The following is a 22,452-nucleotide window of genomic DNA, read 5'->3' on the forward strand; positions in this document are numbered from 1 at the left end:
TTTTGCAAATCCCCCTCTTGCGTAATGTTGGCATATACCAACAAAAAGAATAGCAAAGAGACATATACAAAAAATAGACAACGCTCTAATCGACGTTCTTCTAACACAAAAAGGAACGCTTCTCAACGAAGCGCCCCTGTCTTAAAACACGTTTAAATTCATCATTTCAGCTGTTGTCACATGGTCCAGGTAATCTTCACACGCAGATCGACGGTATCCTCCATGTTGGACACGTAATACGATATCGACTTCATGCCAAGCTGATACAAATCCTGCAAATCCTCTACTAGCCCTGTCTCAGTACCTTTGTATCTAAAAGTCAGTGAGGTTCCGCCATCCTTGAGCACACTCTGAACTTTTGTTTTTAGCGCGGAATGACCACTAACCGCATCATTTTCATCATATAGCGAATATTCCAGCGTATGATACAGCTTTTGATACGCAATTGCCTTGCTGCCTCCCGCCTTCACCAAAGTTTGCAAAGCTTCACGATAGGGGGCAGATGCAGCAGGATACTTGCCTTTAGCTGTCCAGACATGGTCACGTGCCATCTCATCATCACTGAGCAAATAATAATTGTGACTTACCTTGCCCTTACGGTCAGGAGTAGGATCGTCCCACGTTGTATCCATATGGTACCACTTACCATCCAGCTTGACGAGATTCCAGGCGTGTAATTGCTCACCAGCCGTTCCTTCCACAATCCGGTTCTCTATACCCACCTGCTCCAGCATGCGATAAGCCAGCAATGAATATCCCTGGCATACAGTACTGCCGGTAACAAGTCCATCGTATGCAGTATATTTCTGCAAGGATGTATCGTAGGAAAGGTTAAGTACAATCCAGTCATGAATGACTTTAACTTTCTCATGATTTGTCATGCCAGGTAATATAATTTCTTTGAGCACGTTGGTCACCTTACGGTTCACATAATCGGTCTGTTCCTTCGTTTCGCGATATGCCAGCTTCACATGTACCTCTGCGGATACATTGGAGCCTTTATAATTAAATGCGTAACTTTTAACGGTATATTGAATATAAGGATCACTGGTCATTGCTTCATCAATAGAGCTCTGCAACTGTTTCTTGAGGCCTTTCACATTACCTTTGTATGTAAAAACAAGTTCCTCCGTACGCTGGGACATCGCATTAAGCAACGTCTCGCGCAGCTCCGTATTCGTGGATATGTCCGATGTTCCCGACGCCGCGTACAGCTGATCCAGATCGACTGCATGTGGCAGTGCCACAGCGACAAGACAACCAGCCAATAGCAGGGTTATCACTCGTTTTCCGTGCTTGCCCATGAAAGGATACCACCTCTCTTTGCAAAGTTCTCATGCCTCATTGTATCACAAAAGGGATTGACGGCAGGCTTCTAGTTTTGTCGAAAAGCATCAAAAGAGACCCTCCGCAGAAGGTCCCCCTGTCTTCAGTAAAACAAACCTAACCTACCCGTTATCCTCATCATATGACTCTTCCGGGTATTTATGCAACAAACACAAATCAATATAAACGATTGCCGCTCATAAAGGTATCCGTTTTGCCCTGAAGCTTGGCCAGACGTTCCAATACCTGAGCTGCTTCGGCAACCGTCACTTTGCGTGCAGGCATGAAGCGTCCTTCGATCGACGGCAACAACCCCAGCTTGATGCTTAGGGACACAGCTCCCTTATTGTTGACTGCACTGGCATCTGCCAGATTGGGAAGATCCGATGGCAATGTGTAGAATCCGGCCAGTTTCTCATAGCGCAAAATGCGCACGAGCAGTACGGCCAGCTCTTCACGAGTCATCTCCTCTTCTGGATTTAGCTTCGTTTCAGAGTCGGCACCTGCTAACCAGCGCTGATCGATCAATGTCCGCACAGCTTGGTAATAAGGGCTCTCCGGGGTAATGTCAGCATATAGCTTCTCACTCCCGTTCCCACTGTAATACATATCCATATTCGGGTTAACTGCTCTTGCGAGATAGGTAAACCAATCACCCTTGGTGATAACCCGGTCTGGGAATACACGTCCCTGATCATCTGAAAGAATTACGGCATGTTGAGTCATATTCCGAAGCGCAGCCTCCGCCACATGACCCGAAATATCACTAGGTTGAACATTCGCTGCGGTATTTCCACTACCATATAAAAACTTCCATTCTCCTGTGTTAGCATCAAGTACTTCATAACTGGAGGAAATTGAATTTTCATTTCGTGTAGGCCGGTAAACCAGGTTTACACCCGAAGGAACGACCTGACCAGTACTCAAGGCATAACCACCGTAGCGGGAGTATGCCAGTGTTAACTTGAATGCTTCCAGATAGGTCGCCTTTGCCTTTTCATAACTGATGGCTGGTTTGGTGTTTCCAGGCAACTGTTCAGGAGTTGCAGCAATCCTTGTATAAAATTCGTTGATGGCCCCATCCTTCAAGACTTGTACTTGTACTGTATCATCCATAACCGCAATTCCGTTCATGTAGCGCTGGAACATAAATGTACGTGCACCTTCAAATTCAAGCACGCTGGACAACCGGAATTGATCTGATGCACCTGGAACCAATGCAATCACCTTGTTGATTGCAAGCTTCTCGGCTTGTGTCCGGGTTACGGACTTAGTCTCATTCTGATCCGCCGGTTTCTCCTGCGCTGCGCCCGGTTCCACCCGTTGATACAAGCTGTAACTGTAAATCTGTCCAGTAAACGCATCTACCTGTGCCGAAATATCTCGCATGAACATGTAGGATACATTCGCATTTCGATTGCTCCAGCTCAGGCTCCAGACTTGATTGTTAGGACTCGCATACTCACCTTTGCTTAACTGACTATGCTCCAACTTGTAACCTTTCGGAATATCAAAGTTCTTTTTAATGATGTTCTCGGCCTGTTGTGCATTTAATTTCTGACCGTTCGCTGCGACAAAAGGAGCTTCACTTCCTTTTAAAGGTTTATTCTGCTGTAAAGAATCTTCAGCTCCAATAGCTTTTCCAGTCATTTCGTTAATCGGCTCCAGTGTATTTGCATCCAGCGGAACCATGCTTGAATTTTTCGGCATATAACCAAGATAATACTGTTGTCCTTTGAGCGAGGATAGACGATCAGTCGAGATATAGGCAAGCTGTACATCAAACTGCTCCTCAAATCGTTGACTGGCTTTCTCTTCCGATGCTGCAGGCTTCGATGAAGGATATTCAGCTCCCGTTGTACTTCTTGAATAGCCTGTCACCAGGCCACTTTCATCCACACTTATGTAGACCGTCTCTGCCTCAGACAGCAACCCTTCATGTTTGAGTTGGTAACCATATCGATATTCCGTTCTACCAAACAAAGATTGCTGTGCATTGGATTGGTACAGATCTCCAAGAGGAGCATACTCATTTTCTTTTAATCCGGGAATAGCTTTGAATAGTAATGCCTCTGCATGCTTCTCAGCCTCGTCTTTGGTCAATTTGACTTCAGAATCAGTAGACTGCTTATCCAGTAATTCAGAAGGCATATGTACGCTTAGCACTTCCCCCGTGCCCGCATGTACCGTTGCACCGAATCCCATCGTATGGTTTCCTTCAACAATTTGAAAGCCAATCTCCCACGCCTTGTAATCTGGTGGTGGAAAAGAATTCGGTGAATCAAATCGTGCGTATGAAATCGTCGCCTTTTTTAACAATGGAAATAATTTCAGTATATTCTCGCTGGCTTGCTTGGAGGAGATTTTGGCTCCTTCAGGCACCTCGTTGTCTGTTAATCCAAGTTGTTGTTCTGTTTCCCCCGCTGCGGATTCTGTTACCTGCTCCGCTGTCGCTGCCGACGCGCTGCCTGCAAACCCTGGTGTCTGTGATGCCAGAAGCAAAGTTGCCATGGCTGCTGTAGCCGCTTTGGCTGTAAACATTTTGAATCGTACATTAAATTTCCAATCAAAACTCAAATCTGGACCTCTCCCTTCAATTTCATACAAGGATGCATGCAAAATAACCTCGCATGAATATTGCCAGTCTATTCTATGATACCATAAGCTTCCTTTTTAATCGTCATTTTCCCAACAATTTTACAAATGTGAATTTCTGCATATTTTATAGAAACAGCAAAAAAACGCCAACCGGGTTGGCGTTTCGACGATCAGCCTGAGCATCAAGTGGGCTGAATTTTATCTTTATTGACGTTCGGTATAACTGGTTCATTGGACTGAGCCTGCACCTGTACATGAGTTTTCAAAAAAGGAATCACCGTATTCCAGAACGCAGGATCTTCTTCTGAACAGCTATGGCCTCCACTATTGACCCATAGATGCTCTACAGGCGGATCCGCTTTGGACATAAAATATTCAAGTTCGCTTGGTGGAATAAAGTTATCTCCTTTGGAATGTACCATAAGCATCGGCAGTTGCATTCCCTTGCGCCGTTCATTCAGCAGCATGACTGGATCACGCTGACGATACGTTTTCAGAGATTCTCCAAGCCGCCAGAACCAGATTCGCGGAATCAGCTGGGCCAATGGAAACAGAGGCAGACGCCGCCGTCTCAGCTCCGAACTGACAATAACCTCGAATTGGGATGGCATGGAGTCCGTGATCACCGCTGATACAGGAATGCCCTCCGTTACAGCAAGGATCGTCCCGAGTCCGCCCAAGGAGTGCCCAAGCACACCAATTGCAGCAGGATCAATTTCTGGCCTTGACGACGTATATTGCAATGCTGACAACAGATCATCACGGAAAAGGTAGGCAGACGCCGCTTTAACCGGATCACTGGCTCCATGGCTTCGAACATCGTACATAAAGAGTGCGTAACCTGCTTCCCAAATGGGACGTGCATAACGGAGGACACGTGATCGGTTGGAGCCCCATCCATGTGCAATAATAACCAACGGCCAAGGCTTCGGCATATGAGCTCCAGCCGGAATGAACCAGCCATGCACTCGCCCGCCTCCACTCTCGAAGGTTATATCCTCAAATGGCATGGGCGGTGTGAGCGTAATCGGAATCTTTTTGGGGGTCTGACTCTTCACCGCTGCCTTCCATAAACCACCTGCAGTTACTGCGGCAACAGCAATCATCCCGCCAATCATCGTTTTAGCTTTCACTGGTGTCACTCCTCTCCGTTTTCTGGTCTAACTCCATCATACGACAGCAAGGTTAACAGGACGTTAATCCACATCACTTCTTATATTATATAATGGTCCGAAAGCACTTCTTATATATACCCTGATATGTCTAATCCACTTCCGCTAGCTTCAATGTTCAACCCTCGATTTTCGCTATTTCCACAAATGCACGAGTGCAAGCAGCAATCTGCTCATCGTTCCCTGCTGCAAGTGCTTCTCGTGGCAAAAGTGCACTTCCAAGGCCCACTGCCGCCGCACCAGCAACATAATAATCTGCAATGTTATCCAGAGTGGCTCCTCCTGTTGCAAGCAGTGGAATATGATTCAATGGAGCCTTGATTTCACGTAAATACGGAATACCCAGACTCGCCATTGGAAACAGCTTTACCGCTTTTGCTCCTGCTTCATAGGCAGCCACAATCTCCGTTGGAGTCATCGCACCGGGCCAGATCTCCACTCCATGTTCTACAGCATATTCAATAACAGACAGATCGACATTAGGAGAAACGAGAAATTGAGCACCTGCTGCAACGGCTTCTTTAGCCATCTGCACATTCAGTACCGTGCCTGCCCCGATATAAGCCCTACCCTCATGCCGTTCGCGCCAGTCTGCAATAATATCATGTGCTCCAGGTGTGTTAAGTGTCACTTCCATCAAACGGATTCCGCCATCAGTCATCCCTTGCCCTGCTGCCTGAGCAGATTCCCGGCTAATCCCACGCACAATAGCTACCAGTCTCGATTCCAATAATACTTCCGTCAGATTCATGCCAACTTCCCCTTGTTTCATAGATTCGGCAGCCGAAGACAAGTATTCGTTATCACCGCTTTTCCGTTAGTCACTATTGTAAAGCATATCGTCCCCTGGATGAAATCATTTGATCCAATTTCTTGTGAGAGAGTGTACATCAATGTCTCCGGTATAAAGTTAAGTGGAAACACAAAAACCTCTCCATGGAAAAAGGGATTATTCATCCTCTTTGCTCCATTAGAGAGGTTTGTTCTAAGCATTTTCCAGCACATTATCCTTCTTCTCCAGATCTTTAAAATACTTATCATTATACAACATGCTGGGATGTGTCGGATGGTACATCAAAGCAATGTCATTATGCTCTTTGGCTTTGGCCCGATTGCCCATCCTGTCATAACACACACACAATTGTAAATGCGGCATCCATGTCCATGCAGCTTCGTTCAATACTACCATTGGATCGGTCGGGCGTACGGCGCGAGTCGCCTGATCATACCAGTATAAGGCTTTGCGGTAATCGGTACGGTCGGCAAAATATCCACCCAATCGGCAGCAGATCTCTGCCCTCGGCAAATCAAAGGCAAAGGATCTCAGTAATGCCGAGACTTCCTTTTCCGAATGTTCAAGTGCTACCTCGCAATCAGCTATCTTCTGGCATGCTGCAATCTGATCCTCCACCCATCCCAGTCCGGTATCCAGAAATTTCCCATAGTACTGTACTGCATCTTCAAGGTGCCCGTGGTCTCTGAGTTCATTGCCAAAATAATATAAATCACGCGGAGAAAATTCCTCCCCTGCCTGTTCGCGTTTACGATAAATCTTTAGATTGCGATCTGTGTATTCCTTATCTTTCTTATGCGTGACTGCAACGTCACTATGCAGTAGATGACCTGCCACTTCAAGATATTCATGCACGGCACCAATCCAGCGATAATTCCGATCCCTGCGCACCAGCCGGTTCCGTCTCAGACTATATGCCACCTGGCCCTCCGCCGTAAAGGACAGATGATAATCCATCGTAACACTATCCACAGCAGGGTCCAGGGAACGCTTCAGTTCAATGAGCTTCACCCGGTCATCCGCTTCAAACACATCATCTGCATCCAACCATAATATATATTCACTTTTTGCTTGTTCAAAGGCAAAGTTCCGTGCTGCCGCAAAATCATCCACCCACTCAAAATCGATAATGCGTTCCGTATAACGAGCCGCAATCTGACGTGTCTGGTCCGTCGAACCCGTATCTACGATCACAATCTCGTCAGCAATCCCATTAACCGAATCCAGACATCTGGCAAGGGAAGCCTCTTCATTTTTCACAATCATACACAGCGAAATACTGATCGATTCCTCTCCTCGTATGGCTCTGCGATTAAAAGCAGCTACTCCCGGCAATTCAGATAGTCGGTAGATGTGATAAGCCGGAAAATGTGTATCCACATATAAACGAAACCCTAATGCCTGAGCACGGATACAAAAATGGCGATCTTCTCCCCAGAAAGATACGTTCGGAATCTGGTCATAGGAAACCCCGGACTCCAATACATTCCTGCGAATAAGGGTACATGCCCCAAGTCCCCCCACTTCAAAACAACCCGGCGTACGTAATTGCCTCAGGAATGCATCCGTTTGTGTACCTTCGTCCTCTGCTTCCTCCTCTGGATTACGTTTGCCTCCCTTGCGAAACAGGGCATACTCATCCTGCAACCAGACTTGTGGCATTTCCCTTGTGCCCGGCTGCCATCGTGTCCAGAAGATATTGGAGATGATCTCCTTCCTATTCGATACGAGCTGTTCCAAACTACGTGGATGCAGAACAAGATCGGAATCAATCAGGAACACGGCATCGTACTCCCGGTCACGGGCATATGCCAAAATACGATTTTTCAGTCCGGCTACTCGCCAGATCTGTTCGTCGCGCCAATAATGCCCACCCTCATCCTTGTTGTATATTCCTTTTCCCTGATTGGCATCTTCTTCATCTACATTGGCATCCAAAAAGTTGCCTTCATGCCGAAGTGCAAACTCATGGAGCATATTAGATGCCGCTTCTTCTTCATTGTCATCCACAAACAGATAGTCTGTCATTACCGTCGTTCGCTCAAGCGATTCCAAGGACTGGAGAAATTCACGTAGTACCGGGGCCGTCTGCCGAACAGGGCTTGCAATAAGAATCTTTTCCTTTGGCACTTCTTTTCCTTTTTCCTTTTCCTTCTTCAAATCCAATGTCCTCCTTCCCTTATTCCAACCATTGCAGGAGTCTTGGCTCTGCATCCAAAATGGATTCGTACTGTTCCTTCCAGCCATATCTCGCATCCGGGTCCAGTGTCTGATAGCGCTCGTATTTACGAATCCGATCCTCTGCACGCGCCCAACCATAATGCTTCACCCGAGAGGAATGACATCCATAGGCAAAATGCTGGATGGTTAGCGGAAAACGGCCGCAGTGCTGCGGCGTTTCCTTCCATTCATAACTCCATTCCGGTCGGTATCGGACCAGAAATGGCCGATAATACGCATGAGCCTGCCAGTATTGGTCTTCCCGGTAATGTGTATCGCTCCACATATCAAACAACCTGAAATAAATGGCGTCCTCCGTTCCACTCAACAGTTGATTCCGAACAATGCCAAAATCCGTTGTCAGAATTTCATCCGCATCCAGGTTCAAGATCCATTCCGGTCCGGTAGCTACTGTTGTCTCCCACTGCTGTTTGCGTAAACTCACCTCATCTGCAAACAGGGAGGCTGGGTTCACAATCAACGTAAGCGGAATTCCCTCCAGCATTTCCTGGCATAAAGCTACGGTTTGGTCCGTACTTCCGTCGTCAATAATCACCGCACGATCAATCCATGGTCGGTGAGTCTCCAACGCCTGTCTGAGATACCTGTGCTCCTCATTGCGGACAATCATGGACAAGGTGACATGCGGCCTCGTGGTTGCTTCACGATCTTCCAACTCCCCACCTCCAGGCTGAGTCTGTCACGCGTAATAACTGATGTGCTATGGATGATTAAAATGGTAGAACCCCTGTTAACCTCAATATCTAATCTATGCGCGCCTGGAACAGGGTTATGTCTGGCGGGGAAACCTTTCATGACGTTTAGAAATCTTCAAAATACGATATGTCCTTCTTTTCGTGGACAATGACAAAAAGGCACCCGCTTTGGCAGGTGCCTCCTTAATGTAATATTTCATTGGCTTAATAGTTAATGGCCTATTGAGATCTTGATATAGAAAGAGGTCTTCGGACACTCAACGATATGCGGCCAGACGATCATTCAGGCTGCGTGTTTGCCCGTACACATCCTGATACAGCGCGAATATTCCATCATACACCTTAACCGTCTCCGGGTTAGGTGCATAGGATTTGGCAGGACGAATGAACGCTGCTGCACATTCTTGCAAAGACGGGAACCAGCCACAGCCATAAGCTGCCAGCATCGCCGCTCCCATTGCTGGGCCTTGCTCACTTTCCAATTTCACAATGGTAGCATTGAAGACATCGGCCTGCATTTGCAGCCAGGCTTCATTTTTGGCACCACCACCAATGGAGATGACTTCGTTTACCGTTTTGCCAGCGTTACGCAGAATATCGATGGACTCGCGCAGCGAGAACGTAATGCCCTCCATCACAGCACGTCCAAAATGCTCCAACTTATGACCGGCATCCATGCCAATAAAGCTGCCACGGATGTTTGCATCCGGGTGCGGTGTACGCTCACCAACGATATAAGGCGTGAACAACAACCCGTTGCTTCCCGCTGGAATCGCATCAATGCCCTGCAAGAGCACATCAAATGATTTGTCAGCTGCAAAAGTATCCTTGAACCAGGACAGGCTGTATCCTGCCGCCAGCGTTACCCCCATAATATAGAAGGCATCTTTCTCGCCATGGTTAAAAAAGTGCACTTTGCCTTCAAAATCGAGATCCTTACGCTCTTCATAGGAAAGCACTACCCCGGACGTTCCGATACTGCACATCGTCTGTCCTTCACTCAGAATGCCTGCGCCAATGGCACCGCACGCATTGTCGGCACCACCTGCATAAACTTTCGTTGCCGCTGCAAGTCCGGTTTGATCGGCAATCTCAGGCAATAATGTGCCCACTTCTTCAAAAGACTCCACAAGACGTGGGCACAAGGATACTGGAAGTTCAAATGCTTCCGCAATTTCCTTGCTCCACTGCTTGCCTGCAACGTCCAGCAGCAAAGTGCCTGCTGCATCCGAATAATCCATAGCATAATCACCTGTCAGGCGATACCGTACATAGTCCTTCGGCAACAGGAACAAGGCCGCCTGTTGCAGCAATTCCGGTTCGTTCTCCTGTACCCACAGAATTTTGGGCAGTGTAAAACCTTCAAGTGCACGGTTGCGGGCAATGCTTAGCAGTTTGCCATCCAGTACCTTCTCAATGCGGCGGCACTGAGCCGTTGTCCGTGTATCGTTCCACAGGATGGCATTGCGCAGAGGTTTACCTTCGGCATCCACCAGCACCAATCCATGCATCTGTCCGGAGAAGCTCAGCCCTTCGATTTCCGAAGGATGTACGCCGGACACCTCCAGCAATTTGCGCAGCGACACAATGGTCTGTTCTACCCAATCCTCCGGGTTCTGCTCACTGTATCCAGCTTTGGGCTGGTACAGCGGATAAGCCTCGGAAGCTTCAAACGCTACTTTCCCTTCACGGTTCACCAGCACCGTTTTAACTGCACTTGTTCCCAGATCGACACCAATTACGTAACTCATAGATATCCCTCGTTTCTTTCATGGTTGTATAAATGGAGTTCGATTGAGCATGAAGCCACTCCGTGATCAGAAAACCCTCGGATCGCCGTTCCCCCCGGATTTCCTTTATCCCCTTTAGCAAGGGTGAAATCCGGGGATAAATGCGAAGTGTATGCTTCCGATGCAGCTTTCTTTCAGAAAGCTTTTAGCTTCGCTTCCTCGGGTCCTTTCTGCTCACTCCGTTCTGCATGCAAATTATTCATTTATATCAAAAATTTAAAAACCGCTTTTTTTGTTTAATCAAAAAACCGTCCCCGCCTTCCCAGGGGAAAGTCGGGAACGGTCCGAATGTCATGCTTGTTCAGGCGTTCCGTGGTACAAGCTTGTACAGGGCAGGCATGGTCGTCACATGCCATGCCTTGCACAGGTGAAACACAATATTAGTCAGCCAGGATGTATTGGTTGAGTTTTGCTCTCAGCAATTCCTGACGTCCGGATTGGTTTTTGCGTGGGCTTTCGTTGTTCAGCGCGTATTCTGCAAGGGAAGCCAGTGTTGCTTTACCTGCAACCACATCTGCACCGATACCTTCGCTGAAGCTGCTGTAACGTTTTTCGATGAAGTCATCGAATACACGATCTTCAATCAATTTCGCTGCTACTTTCAGACCTTTAGCATACGTATCCATACCTGCGATGTGTGCGAGGAACAGATCGTCTGCTTCGAAGGAACCACGACGTACTTTGGCGTCGAAGTTCACACCACCACGTCCGATACCGCCATTTTTCAATACTTCGTACATCGTCAATGTAGCATCGTACATATCAACCGGGAACTCATCCGTATCCCAACCGATCAACATGTCGCCTTGGTTGGCATCGAGGGAACCAAGCATGCCGTTTGTACGTGCAACGCGGATTTCGTGATCGAATGTGTGACCAGCCAAAGTTGCATGGTTAGCTTCCAGGTTCAGTTTGAAGTGTTTGTCCAAACCGTATTTTTGCAAGAATGCAATGGAAGTCGCTGCATCATAGTCATATTGGTGCTTGGTTGGCTCTTTCGGTTTAGGCTCGATCAGGAATTGTGCATCAAAGCCAATTTCCTTCGCGTAGTCTACAGCCATATGGAACATGCGAGCAATGTTGTCTTGCTCCAGTTGCATGTCTGTGTTGAGCAATGTGTCATAACCTTCACGACCGCCCCAGAACACATAGTTTTCTGCCCCCAGACGTTTACCCACTTCCAGACCTTTCTTGATTTGCGCTGCAGCATGAGCATACACATCTGCGTTGCAAGTGGAAGCTGCACCAAACATGAAACGTGGGTTGGAGAACATGTTCGCTGTATTCCAGAGCAGTTTTTTGCCGCTGGATTTCATGTGGCCTTCAATCAGGTCAACGATCGTATCGATGTTGCTGTAGAACTCACGCAGGCTGTTGCCTTCTGGTGCGATGTCCACATCGTGGAAACAGAAGAACGGGAGATTCATTTTTTCCAAAAATTCAAATGCTGCTTCCACGCGTACTTTCGCGAGGTCCAGACCGGAGTATTTATCCCAAGAACGAACAGCAGTCTCCGCACCAAACGGGTCACTACCGCCCGCTGTTAATGTATGCCAGTAAGCCATGCCGAAACGGAAGTGCTCTTCCATCGATTTGCCGGCTACAACTTCTTCCGGGTTATAATGTTTAAAAGCAAATGGATTCGTGGAATCTTTACCTTCGAACGAAATTTTATTAACGGATTCAAAATAGGCCATGTAAAATGCCTCCTCAATAGTTTTGAAAGTAATCGTTTACAACGTTATCCTAACACATCAGTTATACTTTGTCTATTGGTTAAACAAAGTAAAAATAAAATTTTTTTTGCACGTTTGTTTACGCTATAATAGTCGAATAGCTTGTTTACGGATTGCGGGTCTGAACCCTTTTATAGAAGAATAGGAGTGCCTTATCGATATGAAAATTACCGGAGACCAGATGCTGGTCAAAAAAATAAACAAGTCGATCGTACTGGATACGATTCGGCGTCATGCCCCCCTCTCCCGTGCGCGGGTATCCGAGATTACAGGGCTGAATAAAGCAACGGTATCCAATCTGGTTGCCGATCTGATCAATGATGAACTCCTGCAGGAAATTGGCCCTGGGGAGTCCAGCGGTGGACGTAAACCTCTGATGTTGCTATTTCGCGGTACATCGGGATATGCCGTAGGTTTGGAACTTAGCGTGACACACTTAAAGGGTGTGCTTACCGATCTGGAAGGTCATATCATCACAGAGTACGCCGTGAAGCTGGAACATCATGATGTACCCTCTGTATTTGAACAGTTGAAACTTGCGGCAGAACATCTGATTCAGGCAGCCCCTCCCTCCCCTCACGGGGTAATTGGTATTGGAATCGGGGTTCCGGGCATGGTAGACGAAGAAGGAACGGTGCTGTTTGCACCCAACCTGGGGTGGGAGAAGGTCCCGCTACGCGCCATGCTGGAGGAAGCTTTCGAGTTGCCTGTGACGATCGATAATGAAGCGAATGCAGGCGCTCACGGAGAGTTGAATTTTGGTGCGGGCATTGGAGTTCGTCATCTGATCTATATCAGTGCAGGCATCGGGATTGGTTCAGGCATTATGGTGGATGGCGAGCTGTATAAAGGAGCTTGGGGGTATGCCGGAGAAACAGGCCATATGTCCATTGAAGCAGAAGGCAGACCTTGTTCCTGTGGCAATCGTGGCTGCTGGGAGTTATATGCTTCGGAGAAAGCTTATGAGCACCCGGATCATCAGTTGCTTTTGCCAGCACATACGACACGGGAATTGATTGATTATGCACAGCAAGGCCATGAAGATGTATTGAAGTTATACGAGGAAATCGGCCGTAAACTGGGAGTAGGCATCACTAATATCGTCAACAGTTTCAATCCTGAGCGCATCATTATTGGCGGCCCTCTTTCTGAAGCAGGACCATGGATTGAAACGGCGATGAAACAAGTGGTGGAGGAGCGAACGTTGCCCTATCACCGCCGAAGTTTGCAGATTGAATGGGCTGCTCTGGGCAGTCGTTCTACACGTGTTGGTGCCGCTTACTCAGCAATTTCCCAATTTCTAGGTAAAATAAGAGTGTCCGTCTAATAACCGATGAAAATTGACATCATTTCGCCCCATTTCCTCCCTTTTTGTTAAAGAAATCCAGAGGTATAATAGGGTTATGTGATTTTTGTCATGGCGGCATGAATGTCGCTGTGTTAATTCCGATGACGAAACGGAGTGAAAATTCGTGACCTACGTGGATACTTCAGATATCTCGGCGCAAATGTTTGTCACCGTACTCCTGTTCCTGATCGTGCTTGCGCCGCTGTTCAGCCTTGGCATACTTCGATTGTTTCAGAGCAAAAAGAAGGCTGGTTTCATGTACATGCTGTCAGGCGTACTGGTGTATGTAGTATTTCAGACCTTTATGAGTATCTTTTTTTAGATAAGATAAAATATGTTTGATTTTAAAGTCAAATCCCCTTTTACATCCACAAAAGAGTTCATGAAACATGTGCTCTGTTGTAGCTGTGAAAGGGGATTTTTCATGTTGCAAATAAAAGAAGCCTCAGTCCTGATTCGGACTAAGGCTTCTCCAATATATATTCAAACGGCTCGCGCGAACCGGAATAGCTGCATGTGACTTGAACTTACCCTATATTGGGTAAATTAAGCGTCCAACACTTTGGCGAATTGAGTTTTGTTCATACCCAGAATACGGTGTTCTCCAATGACAGTCAGTGGTACGGCACGTACGCCCATATCCCATACTTGTTGTGCGAACTCGTCGCTTGTCTCGATATTGCGCTCTTCATAAGAGATGCCTTTGTCAGCCAGGAAGCTTTTTACCGATTTGCAGTTTGGGCAGTTGGTTGATGTGTATACAATTACGTTTTCCATGTTTATTCACCTCATATTGTTTTTTTATAGCTAATCTATTGGTCAAAGCAGTTCCCTTACAGGGCTACTGCGCTGTGCTCCAGGCTCTCAATATATTTCTCTGTATCCATCGCAGCCATACATCCACTACCTGCAGCTGTAATCGCTTGTTTGTAACGGGTATCCTGTACATCACCACATGCGAATACGCCTGGGATATTGGTTTCAGATGTGCCCGGTGTAGTCAAAATATAACCGTGTTCGTCGGTTGTGATCTGTCCACCCAGGAATCCAGTGTTTGGTGTGTGACCAATTGCAACGAATACACCGCTAGCAGGGATAATTTCTTCTTCACCTGTTTCGTTGTTCAGCACTTTCAATCCAGTTACGCCGTTGTCGCCTGCCAGCACTTCAAGAGGGGTACGGTTCAATGCCATTTCCACTTTCTCGTTGCTGCGTGCACGATCCTGCATGATTTTGGAACCGCGCAGTTCTTCACGACGGTGTACCAGGGTCACTTTGGAACCGAAACGGGACAGGAAGCTCGCTTCCTCCAGTGCGGAGTCGCCACCACCAATAACGATGATCTCTTTATTACGGAAGAAGAATCCGTCACATGTCGCACAAGTGCTGACACCACGGCCAACATTCGTTTCTTCTCCAGGAATACCAAGGTATTTAGCAGATGCGCCAGTAGACAGGATTAAAGTTTCGGATACGAGTTCACCCATGCCTTCAACCTGAATTTTGAATGGACGCTCGCTCATATCGATGTTGTTTACCCAGCCTGTACGGAATTCTGCACCAAAGCGTTCTGCTTGTTTGCGCATATTGTCCATCAGTTCAGGACCCATAATGCCGTCAGGGAAACCTGGGAAGTTCTCTACTTCTGTTGTTGTTGTCAGTTGACCACCAGGTTGCGGTCCTTCAATAACGAGTGGGTTCAAGTTGGCACGTGCCAGATAGATTGCTGCTGTCAGCCCTGCAGGGCCTGTTCCAATAATAATTGATTTATACATGTATAGTTCCTCCCCCGGGTTCTGCAAAAAGGTCAGGCTCTCCGGCATCAAAAGCAAAGGCTTTTGCATACACTAGAACGAAAGCCTACATCATGTCCACATGAACTGCCCGTTATGACAATTAACCTATGCAGAAACGGAATTCTAATTTATAATCATTCTAATCTGTTGTTCATTATGATCTCTTTTATGTACGGTGTCAATGCTCGGCAGCGATTATGAAGAAGTCTTCATCAGGAGGGAAAATGGAAGCATGAACGATGCACTCATTGGCAGCTTTATCTCAGCCATGTCTACCGGCCTAGGGGCCATACCTATTCTATTTATGCGCAAAGTAACCCACCGCCTGCGTGATATTTTGCTTGCCTACGCAGCAGGCATCATGACCTCTGCCTCGGTGTACAATCTCATACCGGAAGCACTCGGGCAATCCAATTTGTTTGTACTTGCCCTTGGTATCATGCTGGGCAGCATGGTTCTGCTTGTGCTGGAGATGAAGATTCCCCATGTGGATCTGGAAAATCCCGAGAAGATGCCTTTCAAAATTGAAGCCAAAGCCTTCATGATCATTGCAGCCATCACCATGCATAACCTGCCCGAAGGGCTATCGGTAGGTGTCAGCTACGCAAGCAGTGACGCAGGACTTGGCAATCTGATTGCCTTTTCCATTGGATTGCAGAATGCGCCGGAAGGATTCCTGGTCGCCCTCTTCCTCGTCAATCAGAACATCGGTCGCTTCAAAGCGCTCGGTATCGCCACGTTGACGGGTGCAGTTGAGATTGTTACAGCCATGATTGGTTACACACTCAGTAGCCTGGTGTCCGGCCTGGTTCCTTACGGTCTGGCCTTTGCAGCGGGTGCGATGATGTTCATCGTGTACAAGGAATTGATTCCCGAAAGCCACGGCGACGGCAATGCACGGGCGGCAACGGTTTCCTTTTTGCTTGGACTGATCACGATGATTGGTCTGACTGAACTCTTTTAATGGAAAGAACTAAGAACAGCCTTCATATGAACACATTAATGAACGGCAAAAAACCTGAAAGGACAGCAGCTCGCTGAACTTCCAGGTTCTTTTTTTGTTCACAAATGAAGATTGAATGAAATCGTTGGAACGATCTGTAAAGGTCGTATGACGATCACAATCCGGATTTGATAAAACGAATTAATTCGGCATTGAATTTTTCCAATTCATCATAGAAAGCCCCGTGACCGCTCTCTTCAAAAACAATCAATTGAGAACCGGCAATGCCTTTGTGCATCTCCTCGGCAAACTCAAATGGGCAAATCTCATCCTTCTTCCCGTGCAAAATGGCTGTAGGTACCTGAATCGAACTCAGGTCACCTCGCAAATCCTCATCCCGCAGGGCAATCGCACTGTTAATGGTACTGTAAGACGAAGCTTCCATACCGAGTGCATGGAACCAATCCATAAACGGCTGGCTGTGCTCCTTCGCGAAAAACATGCCGCCAAACGTCTCCAGCAGCTTCGGACGATCTGCGAAGATCGGCTCAATAATCTGCTCGGTGAGCTGTGCTGGAGTCAATCCATACGGATAACCCTCACGCTGCGTGAACACTGGTGCCGCGGCAGACAATAGCGCCAGCTTGGATACACCATGTCCCGCATGGCGGGCCATATAATGCACGGCAATCGCTCCACCCATGGAGAAGCCTGCCAGAACCACGTCGGTCAACTCCAGATCATCAATCACGGCACGAACATCGTCCGCCATCCGGTCGTAGTCATAGCCTGTGGACGGAGCATCCGACTTGCCATAACCTCTGAAATCGATTGCGATCGCACGAATGCCTTGATTCGGCAGTACATTTAATTGATATTCGAACATTTTATAATTGACAGGCCAGCCGTGCAAAAAGACAACCGGTGTTCCTTGACCAATATCTTCAACAAATACACTCACATTCGGTTCCACTTGTACGTAACGTCCCATATTTCACAGCTCCCTTTATTGTCATGTCGTTGCAGCGGCAAATTGCCGAACTGCATGGTAATGAATGTTTCAATAACAACGTTCCCTAAGTCAATTTCCGTGAGGAACGTTCCTCTGGAATCGTCTCTTCGTTTCATTACCCGCTGACCCAAGGTTCAAACGCCGTGTGATTTAACGGAATTAGAAGCGTTGTTCAACTTATACAATCCAACCTTGTTATCGCAGCAGTTTTAGTCCATTCAGAATTACCAGAATTGTGCTACCTTCATGGCCTACCACTCCCAAAGGTAATGCAACATCTTGAAGGAAGTTGCCCGCGATTAGAGCCAGAATTACCGTGATGGCAAAAAACATATTCTGCTTCACCGTCCGCTGGGCTCGGCGAGCCTGCCTGATCACCCAGGCAATCTCTTCAATATTGTCATTCATCAGTACAACGTCTGCTACTTCCAGTGCCGTGCCGCTTCCAGATACCCCCATACCCATGCCAACCGTTGCCGCTGCAAGTGCAGGCGCATCATTCACACCATCCCCAACCATCAGCACTTGCCCGTACTGTTCACGAAGCAGATGCACCTGCTTCACTTTATCTTCGGGTAGCAAACCTGCGTATACCAGACCCACACCTGTCTCACTTGCGATCACTGCTGCCGATTCGGGACGATCACCTGTCAGCATAGCCACTTTCACACCCATCGCTTCCAGCATTTTCACCGCTGCGGCCGCTTGTGGGCGCACAGTGTCCCTCATCGCGATCAGTCCGGCCATATCCCCGTTCGCTGTTATGGCAGATACAGTTTTGCCTTCTCCCTCAAGTTGGGTACGTATGCCATGCCACATAGCAAAACCATTCATATCTGAAGCACCCAATCGCTTCTCTATATCATTTGCATTACTTACCTCACTGATATGATGCATATCCAACTCATCCGTTTTGCCAATTTTCCAGAGAACGCCGTCTACTTTCCCCTCAATCCCCCAGCCTGTCAGAGCTTGAACCTGTTCAGCAATCGGGAGGTTGATGTGCTCCTTGTTTGCCTGCTCCACAATAGCCCGAGCCAGTGGGTGCATCGAAAGGTTCTCGATGGCGGCTACCGCGCCCAACAACTGTGTCCGGTCATATCCGTCTGCCGTTATAATATCGGTCACCTGTGGGGTACCCATCGTCAATGTTCCTGTTTTATCAAAAGCAACCACCCGGGTCTGGGCCATATTCTCCACATGAGCGCCACCTTTGAAAAGAATACCGCGACGTGCACTGCTGGACATCGCTGATAACATGACAGGCATAATGGAGGAAACCAGGGCACAAGGTGAAGCGACAACCAGAAAGACCATTGCTTTGTAAAACGCCTCATTCCATGTCCAACCAAGCAATAGCGGTGTTCCCGCAATAACCAGCACCGTTACGGCAACAACAATACGGGCATATATCCCCTCGAATCGCTCAATAAAGCGTTGGGAATCCGGCACTTCCGTCTGCGCCTCTTCCACCAACTTAATGATTTTGCCAAACAGCGATCCTTCAGCGGATTTGGTTACCTCCACATATAGAGCTCCTTCACCGTTCATGGTACCTGCATATACTTCGTCACCAGCTGCTTTGTCTACAGGTAAGGATTCGCCTGTAATCGAGGCCTGATTGATAAAGGAGCTACCACGGTACACGACACCATCCGCCGGAACCAGTTCGCCCGGCTTCACCAGCAACAGATCCCCCGGCTGCAAATCATCGATGGATACAAGATTCATTTTACCGTCCTCAATACGCAGCGCCGTTTCCGGTTTGAGCGCCAGCAATGATGAAATATCCTTGTGACTACGCTCCGTTGCATAGCTTTCCAGTGCACCACTTAACGCAAAAATAAAGATCAGCATGGCCCCTTCATTCCAGTAGCCAATAGCTGCCGCTCCGAGTGATGCTGCAATCATGAGCAGATTCACATCGAGATCATGATCCTTGACCAGTGTCTCTATGCCTTCTTTGGCCTTGGTCCATCCACCTATGGCATAAGCAACAATATATAGCAGTACGGATAATGGGTTAGACCATGATGCCGTTGCCCAGGCGATAAGCATCAAAAGTCCACTGCCCAATGCAGCTTGCATTTCCTTATTGCGCAGCATGACCCGAAAGTCCGGTTTGCGCCCCCTGCCTGGGCCAGGTGTATTGGCTGAACGCTGTTCAGCTTTTGCTTTGGTTTGAATGGGTTGGTGTATCGCTTGCATATGAATCACAATCCTTTCTGAATGTCGGGTTGTGGATTACGCTTTGCTGCATCCATGTCCCCTGAATTAAAGTCGTATTGAGAATGAGAGCCATTGTTAATACCCTAAAAATGACACATGCTGCTGCGGGAATCCCGCAGCAGCATGGTTATTGAATGATTTTCAAATCATTTTGATTGAGAATGATAATCATTTTTGTACTTATGCAATTATTTTTACCCAATACAACTTTCGCTTCATTATATGCCTGTGCTTTGCATTTGTAAATGGGTTTTTCACCTTAGCCGATGTAAAATTAAAAAAAGCCACTCGTCCATAAGGACAAGCGGCTCGTGGTAATGAATTATTAACGTGATGAATTAAACACTAACGCTGGATTGCTGGCTAGCCTTAATGGCTTGCTCCAGATCGTAGAGGATATCCTGAATATTCTCTGTGCCCACAGATAGACGAATCAGCTCAGGATTAACGCCTGCTGCGGTCTGCTCATCTTCTGTCAGCTGTTGGTGCGTCGTACTTGCCGGGTGAATGATCAGTGACTTGGAGTCACCTACGTTGGCAAGGTGAGAGAACAGCTTCACATTTTCAATCAGTTTGCGTCCTGCATCCACGCCGCCTTTGATACCAAAGGTCAGAATGGCTCCCTGCCCTTTCGGCAAATACTTCTGTGCCAGTTCATAGGAAGGGTGACTCGGCAAACCTGCATAGCTTACCCATTCCACATCCTCATGTTTCTCGAGATATTGCGCCACAGCCAGTGCGTTGCTGCTATGACGTTCAACGCGCAGATGCAGTGTCTCCAGTCCTTGAATGAGCAACCATGAATTGAAAGGTGAGATCGTTGCACCCAAGTCGCGCAGCAATTGTACACGAGCTTTGATAATATAAGCAATCGGTCCAACCGCTTCCGTATATACGACACCATGATAGCTGGAATCCGGTTCAGTCAGTCCCGGGAACTTGCCACTTGCTTTCCAATCGAATTTGCCACTGTCCACAATAACTCCACCAATGGAAGTACCGTGACCGCCAATAAATTTGGTAGCCGAGTGAACGACAATATCAGCTCCATGCTCGATTGGACGAAGCAGATATGGACTTGGGAATGTATTGTCTACAATCAAAGGAATGCCATGTTCATGGGCGATGGCTGCCACAGCTTCAATATCCAGTACGTTGCCTTGCGGATTACCGATCGTTTCAGCGTACAATGCTTTTGTTTTGTCCGTAATCGCCGCCCGGAAATTTTCAGGATCACTGGAATCAACAAACTTTACATCCAGGCCAAGTTTCGGTAGTGTGGTTGAGAACAGATTGTACGTTCCTCCATACAGACTCGCTGCGGAAACAATCTCGTCTCCCGCACCTGCGATGTTTAAGAGAGAGAACGTAATCGCTGCCTGACCGGAAGCGGTAGCCAGTGCACCCGCGCCTCCCTCAAGTGCAGCAATACGTTGTTCGAACACATCCGTAGTCGGATTCATCAGACGTGTATAGATATTGCCAAACTCTTTCAATCCAAACAGATTGGCTGCATGCTCCGTATCACGGAATCCGTAGGATGTTGTTTGGTACAACGGTACTGCACGTGCATGGGTGGTCGGATCAATCTCCTGGCCGGCATGAATTGCCAATGTTTCAAATGAAAGCTCACGTTCGTTTGACATAAATCTGTTTCCTCCCTTAACTTATACGTTTGGCAAATCCCTAGTTGTCATGACATGGTGGCGTATGTTTTCCATATTCTCTCACAAGATGTCGCTTTTGAAAAGAAGTATTTCCGATTTTTCCGATGAGAAATATTAATTATGTATGATGAAGACTGCTACACCAAAAAAACCTTTGCTTCCGCAAAGGTTTTCCGGATATTTTTCAACCATCACCTGCTGAACTTCTGCGCGAATTTATACCGTTTATACCCGAACGCCACTCCATATCTCACGTAAATGCTTGGCCGCCGGGACAGCTTCTTCCGCCGTGACCCCTTCTAGTGAAATATCAATGTGTGGTTTATAAGTCTTCAATAGTTCAAAAAATAACGGATAATCCAGAATGCCCTCACCCGGCACCGGATTGAACTTCTCACCCTGCGCATTGAAAGCCACATCTTTGGCATGAATGACAATGATACGCTGATATAGCGTTTCCATCACTTCACGCAGGAATGCAGACTGGTCAGCCACATGCGGCTGTTTGATCAGATTACAAGGATCGAACAGCATGCCCAGATTGGATGAAGGAATTTCTTCAAACAGGCGGATCATATGTTCACGTGTATGAAGCGTATGAGTAGATACAGGCTCAATCGCCGCATGAACGCCCCACTTTTCCGCCTCTTCCGCCAGTTCCTCTACCGTCTCTCGCAGCACCGTCCACGCCTTTTCTTCATATCCGTCCGGATGAGAGTCGCGATACGTATCCAAGCCCCCGGTCTCCGTTGCCACCATGCTGCAACCAAAATCCCGGGCATAACGCAGATGCTCCTTGAATCGATCAATGTCTGCACGACGGGCCACAGGATCAGGATCAATCGGGTTGATGTAGCAGCCCAGTACTGCAATCTTGACTCCGCGCTGTGCAAATTGATCTCCGATCTCGTTCGCCAGTCCAGGGCTCAGCTTGCCATTAGCCGAATCCACATCCGACAACGCCTTGGCTAATGCCAGCTGGACCGAATTAAATCCGTTATCCGCGATGGTCTGTGCAAGCTGTGCTGTAGGCTGTTTGCCAAACGTATGCGCAAGAATACCAAGTTTCATGTCACTGTCTCCTTTGCAATCTGATCGCTGACAGG

17 protein-coding genes and 1 pseudogene are annotated in these 22,452 nt (G+C 47.6%); 3 read left to right on the plus strand and 15 right to left on the minus strand.

Going from position 1 to position 22,452, the window contains the following annotated elements; all coding sequences use genetic code 11:
* Positions 1 to 176: 176 nt before the first annotated feature.
* The 9 genes and pseudogenes from DC345_RS24335 to xylA all read right to left on the minus strand — a co-directional run bounded on the left by DC345_RS24335 (position 177) and on the right by xylA (position 12,312).
* On the minus strand, positions 177 to 1,304 hold the full coding sequence (locus DC345_RS24335) for a transglutaminase domain-containing protein (RefSeq protein WP_113055401.1): 1,128 nt from the start codon (positions 1,302 to 1,304) through the stop codon (positions 177 to 179).
* 199 nt (positions 1,305 to 1,503) lie between these two features.
* Positions 1,504 to 3,903: a YcdB/YcdC domain-containing protein gene (locus tag DC345_RS24340; protein WP_113055402.1), complete on the minus strand. Its 2,400-nt coding sequence runs from the start codon at positions 3,901 to 3,903 to the stop codon at positions 1,504 to 1,506.
* Positions 3,904 to 4,106: 203 nt separating this feature from the next.
* Positions 4,107 to 5,057, minus strand: coding sequence for an alpha/beta hydrolase (locus DC345_RS24345; protein ID WP_258530786.1), 951 nt, complete (start codon positions 5,055 to 5,057; stop codon positions 4,107 to 4,109).
* 157 nt (positions 5,058 to 5,214) lie between these two features.
* Positions 5,215 to 5,847, minus strand: a complete 633-nt coding sequence (locus DC345_RS24350) for a bifunctional 4-hydroxy-2-oxoglutarate aldolase/2-dehydro-3-deoxy-phosphogluconate aldolase (RefSeq protein ID WP_113055403.1) — start codon at positions 5,845 to 5,847, stop codon at positions 5,215 to 5,217.
* Positions 5,848 to 6,081: 234 nt separating this feature from the next.
* Positions 6,082 to 7,155 carry a glycosyltransferase gene (locus DC345_RS32475; protein ID WP_220095255.1) on the minus strand — a complete coding sequence of 358 codons (1,074 nt, stop codon included), beginning with the start codon at positions 7,153 to 7,155 and terminating at the stop codon, positions 6,082 to 6,084.
* A 429-nt stretch (positions 7,156 to 7,584) separates the two neighbouring features.
* Positions 7,585 to 8,145, minus strand: a pseudogene (locus tag DC345_RS32480) (hypothetical protein); the annotation flags it as partial.
* Positions 8,069 to 8,785: a glycosyltransferase family 2 protein gene (locus DC345_RS24365; protein WP_258530788.1), complete on the minus strand. Its 717-nt coding sequence runs from the start codon at positions 8,783 to 8,785 to the stop codon at positions 8,069 to 8,071. The gene DC345_RS24365 and the pseudogene DC345_RS32480, both read right to left, overlap by 77 nt.
* Positions 8,786 to 9,082: 297 nt before the next feature.
* A complete protein-coding gene (gene xylB, locus DC345_RS24370; RefSeq protein WP_113055406.1) occupies positions 9,083 to 10,576 on the minus strand; it encodes a xylulokinase in 1,494 nt (497 codons plus the stop codon).
* A gap of 419 nt (positions 10,577 to 10,995) precedes the next feature.
* The gene (gene xylA, locus DC345_RS24375) at positions 10,996 to 12,312 is read right to left on the minus strand and encodes a xylose isomerase (RefSeq protein ID WP_063566575.1); all 1,317 of its coding nucleotides are present in this window, start codon (positions 12,310 to 12,312) and stop codon (positions 10,996 to 10,998) included.
* Positions 12,313 to 12,511: 199 nt separating this feature from the next.
* Between xylA and DC345_RS24380 the strand changes: the two genes are divergently transcribed.
* Both DC345_RS24380 and DC345_RS24385 read left to right on the plus strand, forming a co-directional pair.
* Entirely contained in the window at positions 12,512 to 13,678 is a 1,167-nt protein-coding gene (locus tag DC345_RS24380) for an ROK family transcriptional regulator (protein WP_113055407.1), read from the plus strand.
* 145 nt (positions 13,679 to 13,823) lie between these two features.
* A complete protein-coding gene (locus DC345_RS24385; RefSeq protein WP_053779005.1) occupies positions 13,824 to 14,021 on the plus strand; it encodes a hypothetical protein in 198 nt (65 codons plus the stop codon).
* 224 nt (positions 14,022 to 14,245) lie between these two features.
* On the opposite strand, the gene DC345_RS24390 is transcribed toward DC345_RS24385, so the two are convergent.
* A complete protein-coding gene (locus DC345_RS24390) occupies positions 14,246 to 14,476 on the minus strand; it encodes a glutaredoxin family protein (protein ID WP_113055408.1) in 231 nt (76 codons plus the stop codon).
* Between the two features lie 56 nt (positions 14,477 to 14,532).
* Entirely contained in the window at positions 14,533 to 15,474 is a 942-nt protein-coding gene (gene trxB, locus DC345_RS24395; RefSeq protein WP_113055409.1) for a thioredoxin-disulfide reductase, read from the minus strand.
* 253 nt (positions 15,475 to 15,727) lie between these two features.
* On the opposite strand from trxB, the gene DC345_RS24400 reads away from it, so the two are divergent.
* Positions 15,728 to 16,459 (plus strand): ZIP family metal transporter, encoded by a 732-nt coding sequence (locus DC345_RS24400; protein WP_053779008.1) that lies wholly within the window; start codon positions 15,728 to 15,730, stop codon positions 16,457 to 16,459.
* Positions 16,460 to 16,613: 154 nt separating this feature from the next.
* Here the strand turns inward: DC345_RS24400 and DC345_RS24405 are convergent, their stop codons facing one another.
* The 4 genes from DC345_RS24405 to DC345_RS24420 form a co-directional block, all read right to left on the minus strand.
* Positions 16,614 to 17,429, minus strand: a complete 816-nt coding sequence (locus DC345_RS24405) for an alpha/beta fold hydrolase (RefSeq protein ID WP_113055410.1) — start codon at positions 17,427 to 17,429, stop codon at positions 16,614 to 16,616.
* Between the two features lie 216 nt (positions 17,430 to 17,645).
* Positions 17,646 to 19,658, minus strand: coding sequence for a heavy metal translocating P-type ATPase (locus DC345_RS24410; RefSeq protein WP_113055411.1), 2,013 nt, complete (start codon positions 19,656 to 19,658; stop codon positions 17,646 to 17,648).
* A 359-nt stretch (positions 19,659 to 20,017) separates the two neighbouring features.
* On the minus strand, positions 20,018 to 21,325 hold the full coding sequence (locus DC345_RS24415; protein ID WP_076291235.1) for a homocysteine synthase: 1,308 nt from the start codon (positions 21,323 to 21,325) through the stop codon (positions 20,018 to 20,020).
* 246 nt (positions 21,326 to 21,571) lie between these two features.
* The gene (locus DC345_RS24420; RefSeq protein WP_113055412.1) at positions 21,572 to 22,417 is read right to left on the minus strand and encodes a sugar phosphate isomerase/epimerase family protein; all 846 of its coding nucleotides are present in this window, start codon (positions 22,415 to 22,417) and stop codon (positions 21,572 to 21,574) included.
* Positions 22,418 to 22,452: the final 35 nt, after the last annotated feature.

Origin of the sequence: Paenibacillus taichungensis, assembly GCF_003287275.1 — a bacterium.
Lineage (GTDB): Bacteria > Bacillota > Bacilli > Paenibacillales > Paenibacillaceae > Paenibacillus > Paenibacillus taichungensis_A.

What these genes read in the sequence shown, in the direction of transcription:
- DC345_RS24335 (WP_113055401.1), bottom strand. Translation starts at nt 1,304, where the DNA reads ATGGGCAAGCACGGAAAACGAGTGATAACCCTGCTATTGGCTGGTTGT.
- DC345_RS24350 (WP_113055403.1), bottom strand. Translation starts at nt 5,847, where the DNA reads ATGAATCTGACGGAAGTATTATTGGAATCGAGACTGGTAGCTATTGTG.
- DC345_RS32475 (WP_220095255.1), bottom strand. Translation starts at nt 7,155, where the DNA reads ATGATTGTGAAAAATGAAGAGGCTTCCCTTGCCAGATGTCTGGATTCG.
- xylB (WP_113055406.1), bottom strand. Translation starts at nt 10,576, where the DNA reads ATGAGTTACGTAATTGGTGTCGATCTGGGAACAAGTGCAGTTAAAACG.
- xylA (WP_063566575.1), bottom strand. Translation starts at nt 12,312, where the DNA reads ATGGCCTATTTTGAATCCGTTAATAAAATTTCGTTCGAAGGTAAAGAT.
- DC345_RS24380 (WP_113055407.1), top strand. Translation starts at nt 12,512, where the DNA reads ATGAAAATTACCGGAGACCAGATGCTGGTCAAAAAAATAAACAAGTCG.
- DC345_RS24390 (WP_113055408.1), bottom strand. Translation starts at nt 14,476, where the DNA reads ATGGAAAACGTAATTGTATACACATCAACCAACTGCCCAAACTGCAAA.
- trxB (WP_113055409.1), bottom strand. Translation starts at nt 15,474, where the DNA reads ATGTATAAATCAATTATTATTGGAACAGGCCCTGCAGGGCTGACAGCA.
- DC345_RS24400 (WP_053779008.1), top strand. Translation starts at nt 15,728, where the DNA reads ATGAACGATGCACTCATTGGCAGCTTTATCTCAGCCATGTCTACCGGC.
- DC345_RS24405 (WP_113055410.1), bottom strand. Translation starts at nt 17,429, where the DNA reads ATGGGACGTTACGTACAAGTGGAACCGAATGTGAGTGTATTTGTTGAA.
- DC345_RS24410 (WP_113055411.1), bottom strand. Translation starts at nt 19,658, where the DNA reads ATGCAAGCGATACACCAACCCATTCAAACCAAAGCAAAAGCTGAACAG.
- DC345_RS24415 (WP_076291235.1), bottom strand. Translation starts at nt 21,325, where the DNA reads ATGTCAAACGAACGTGAGCTTTCATTTGAAACATTGGCAATTCATGCC.
- DC345_RS24420 (WP_113055412.1), bottom strand. Translation starts at nt 22,417, where the DNA reads ATGAAACTTGGTATTCTTGCGCATACGTTTGGCAAACAGCCTACAGCA.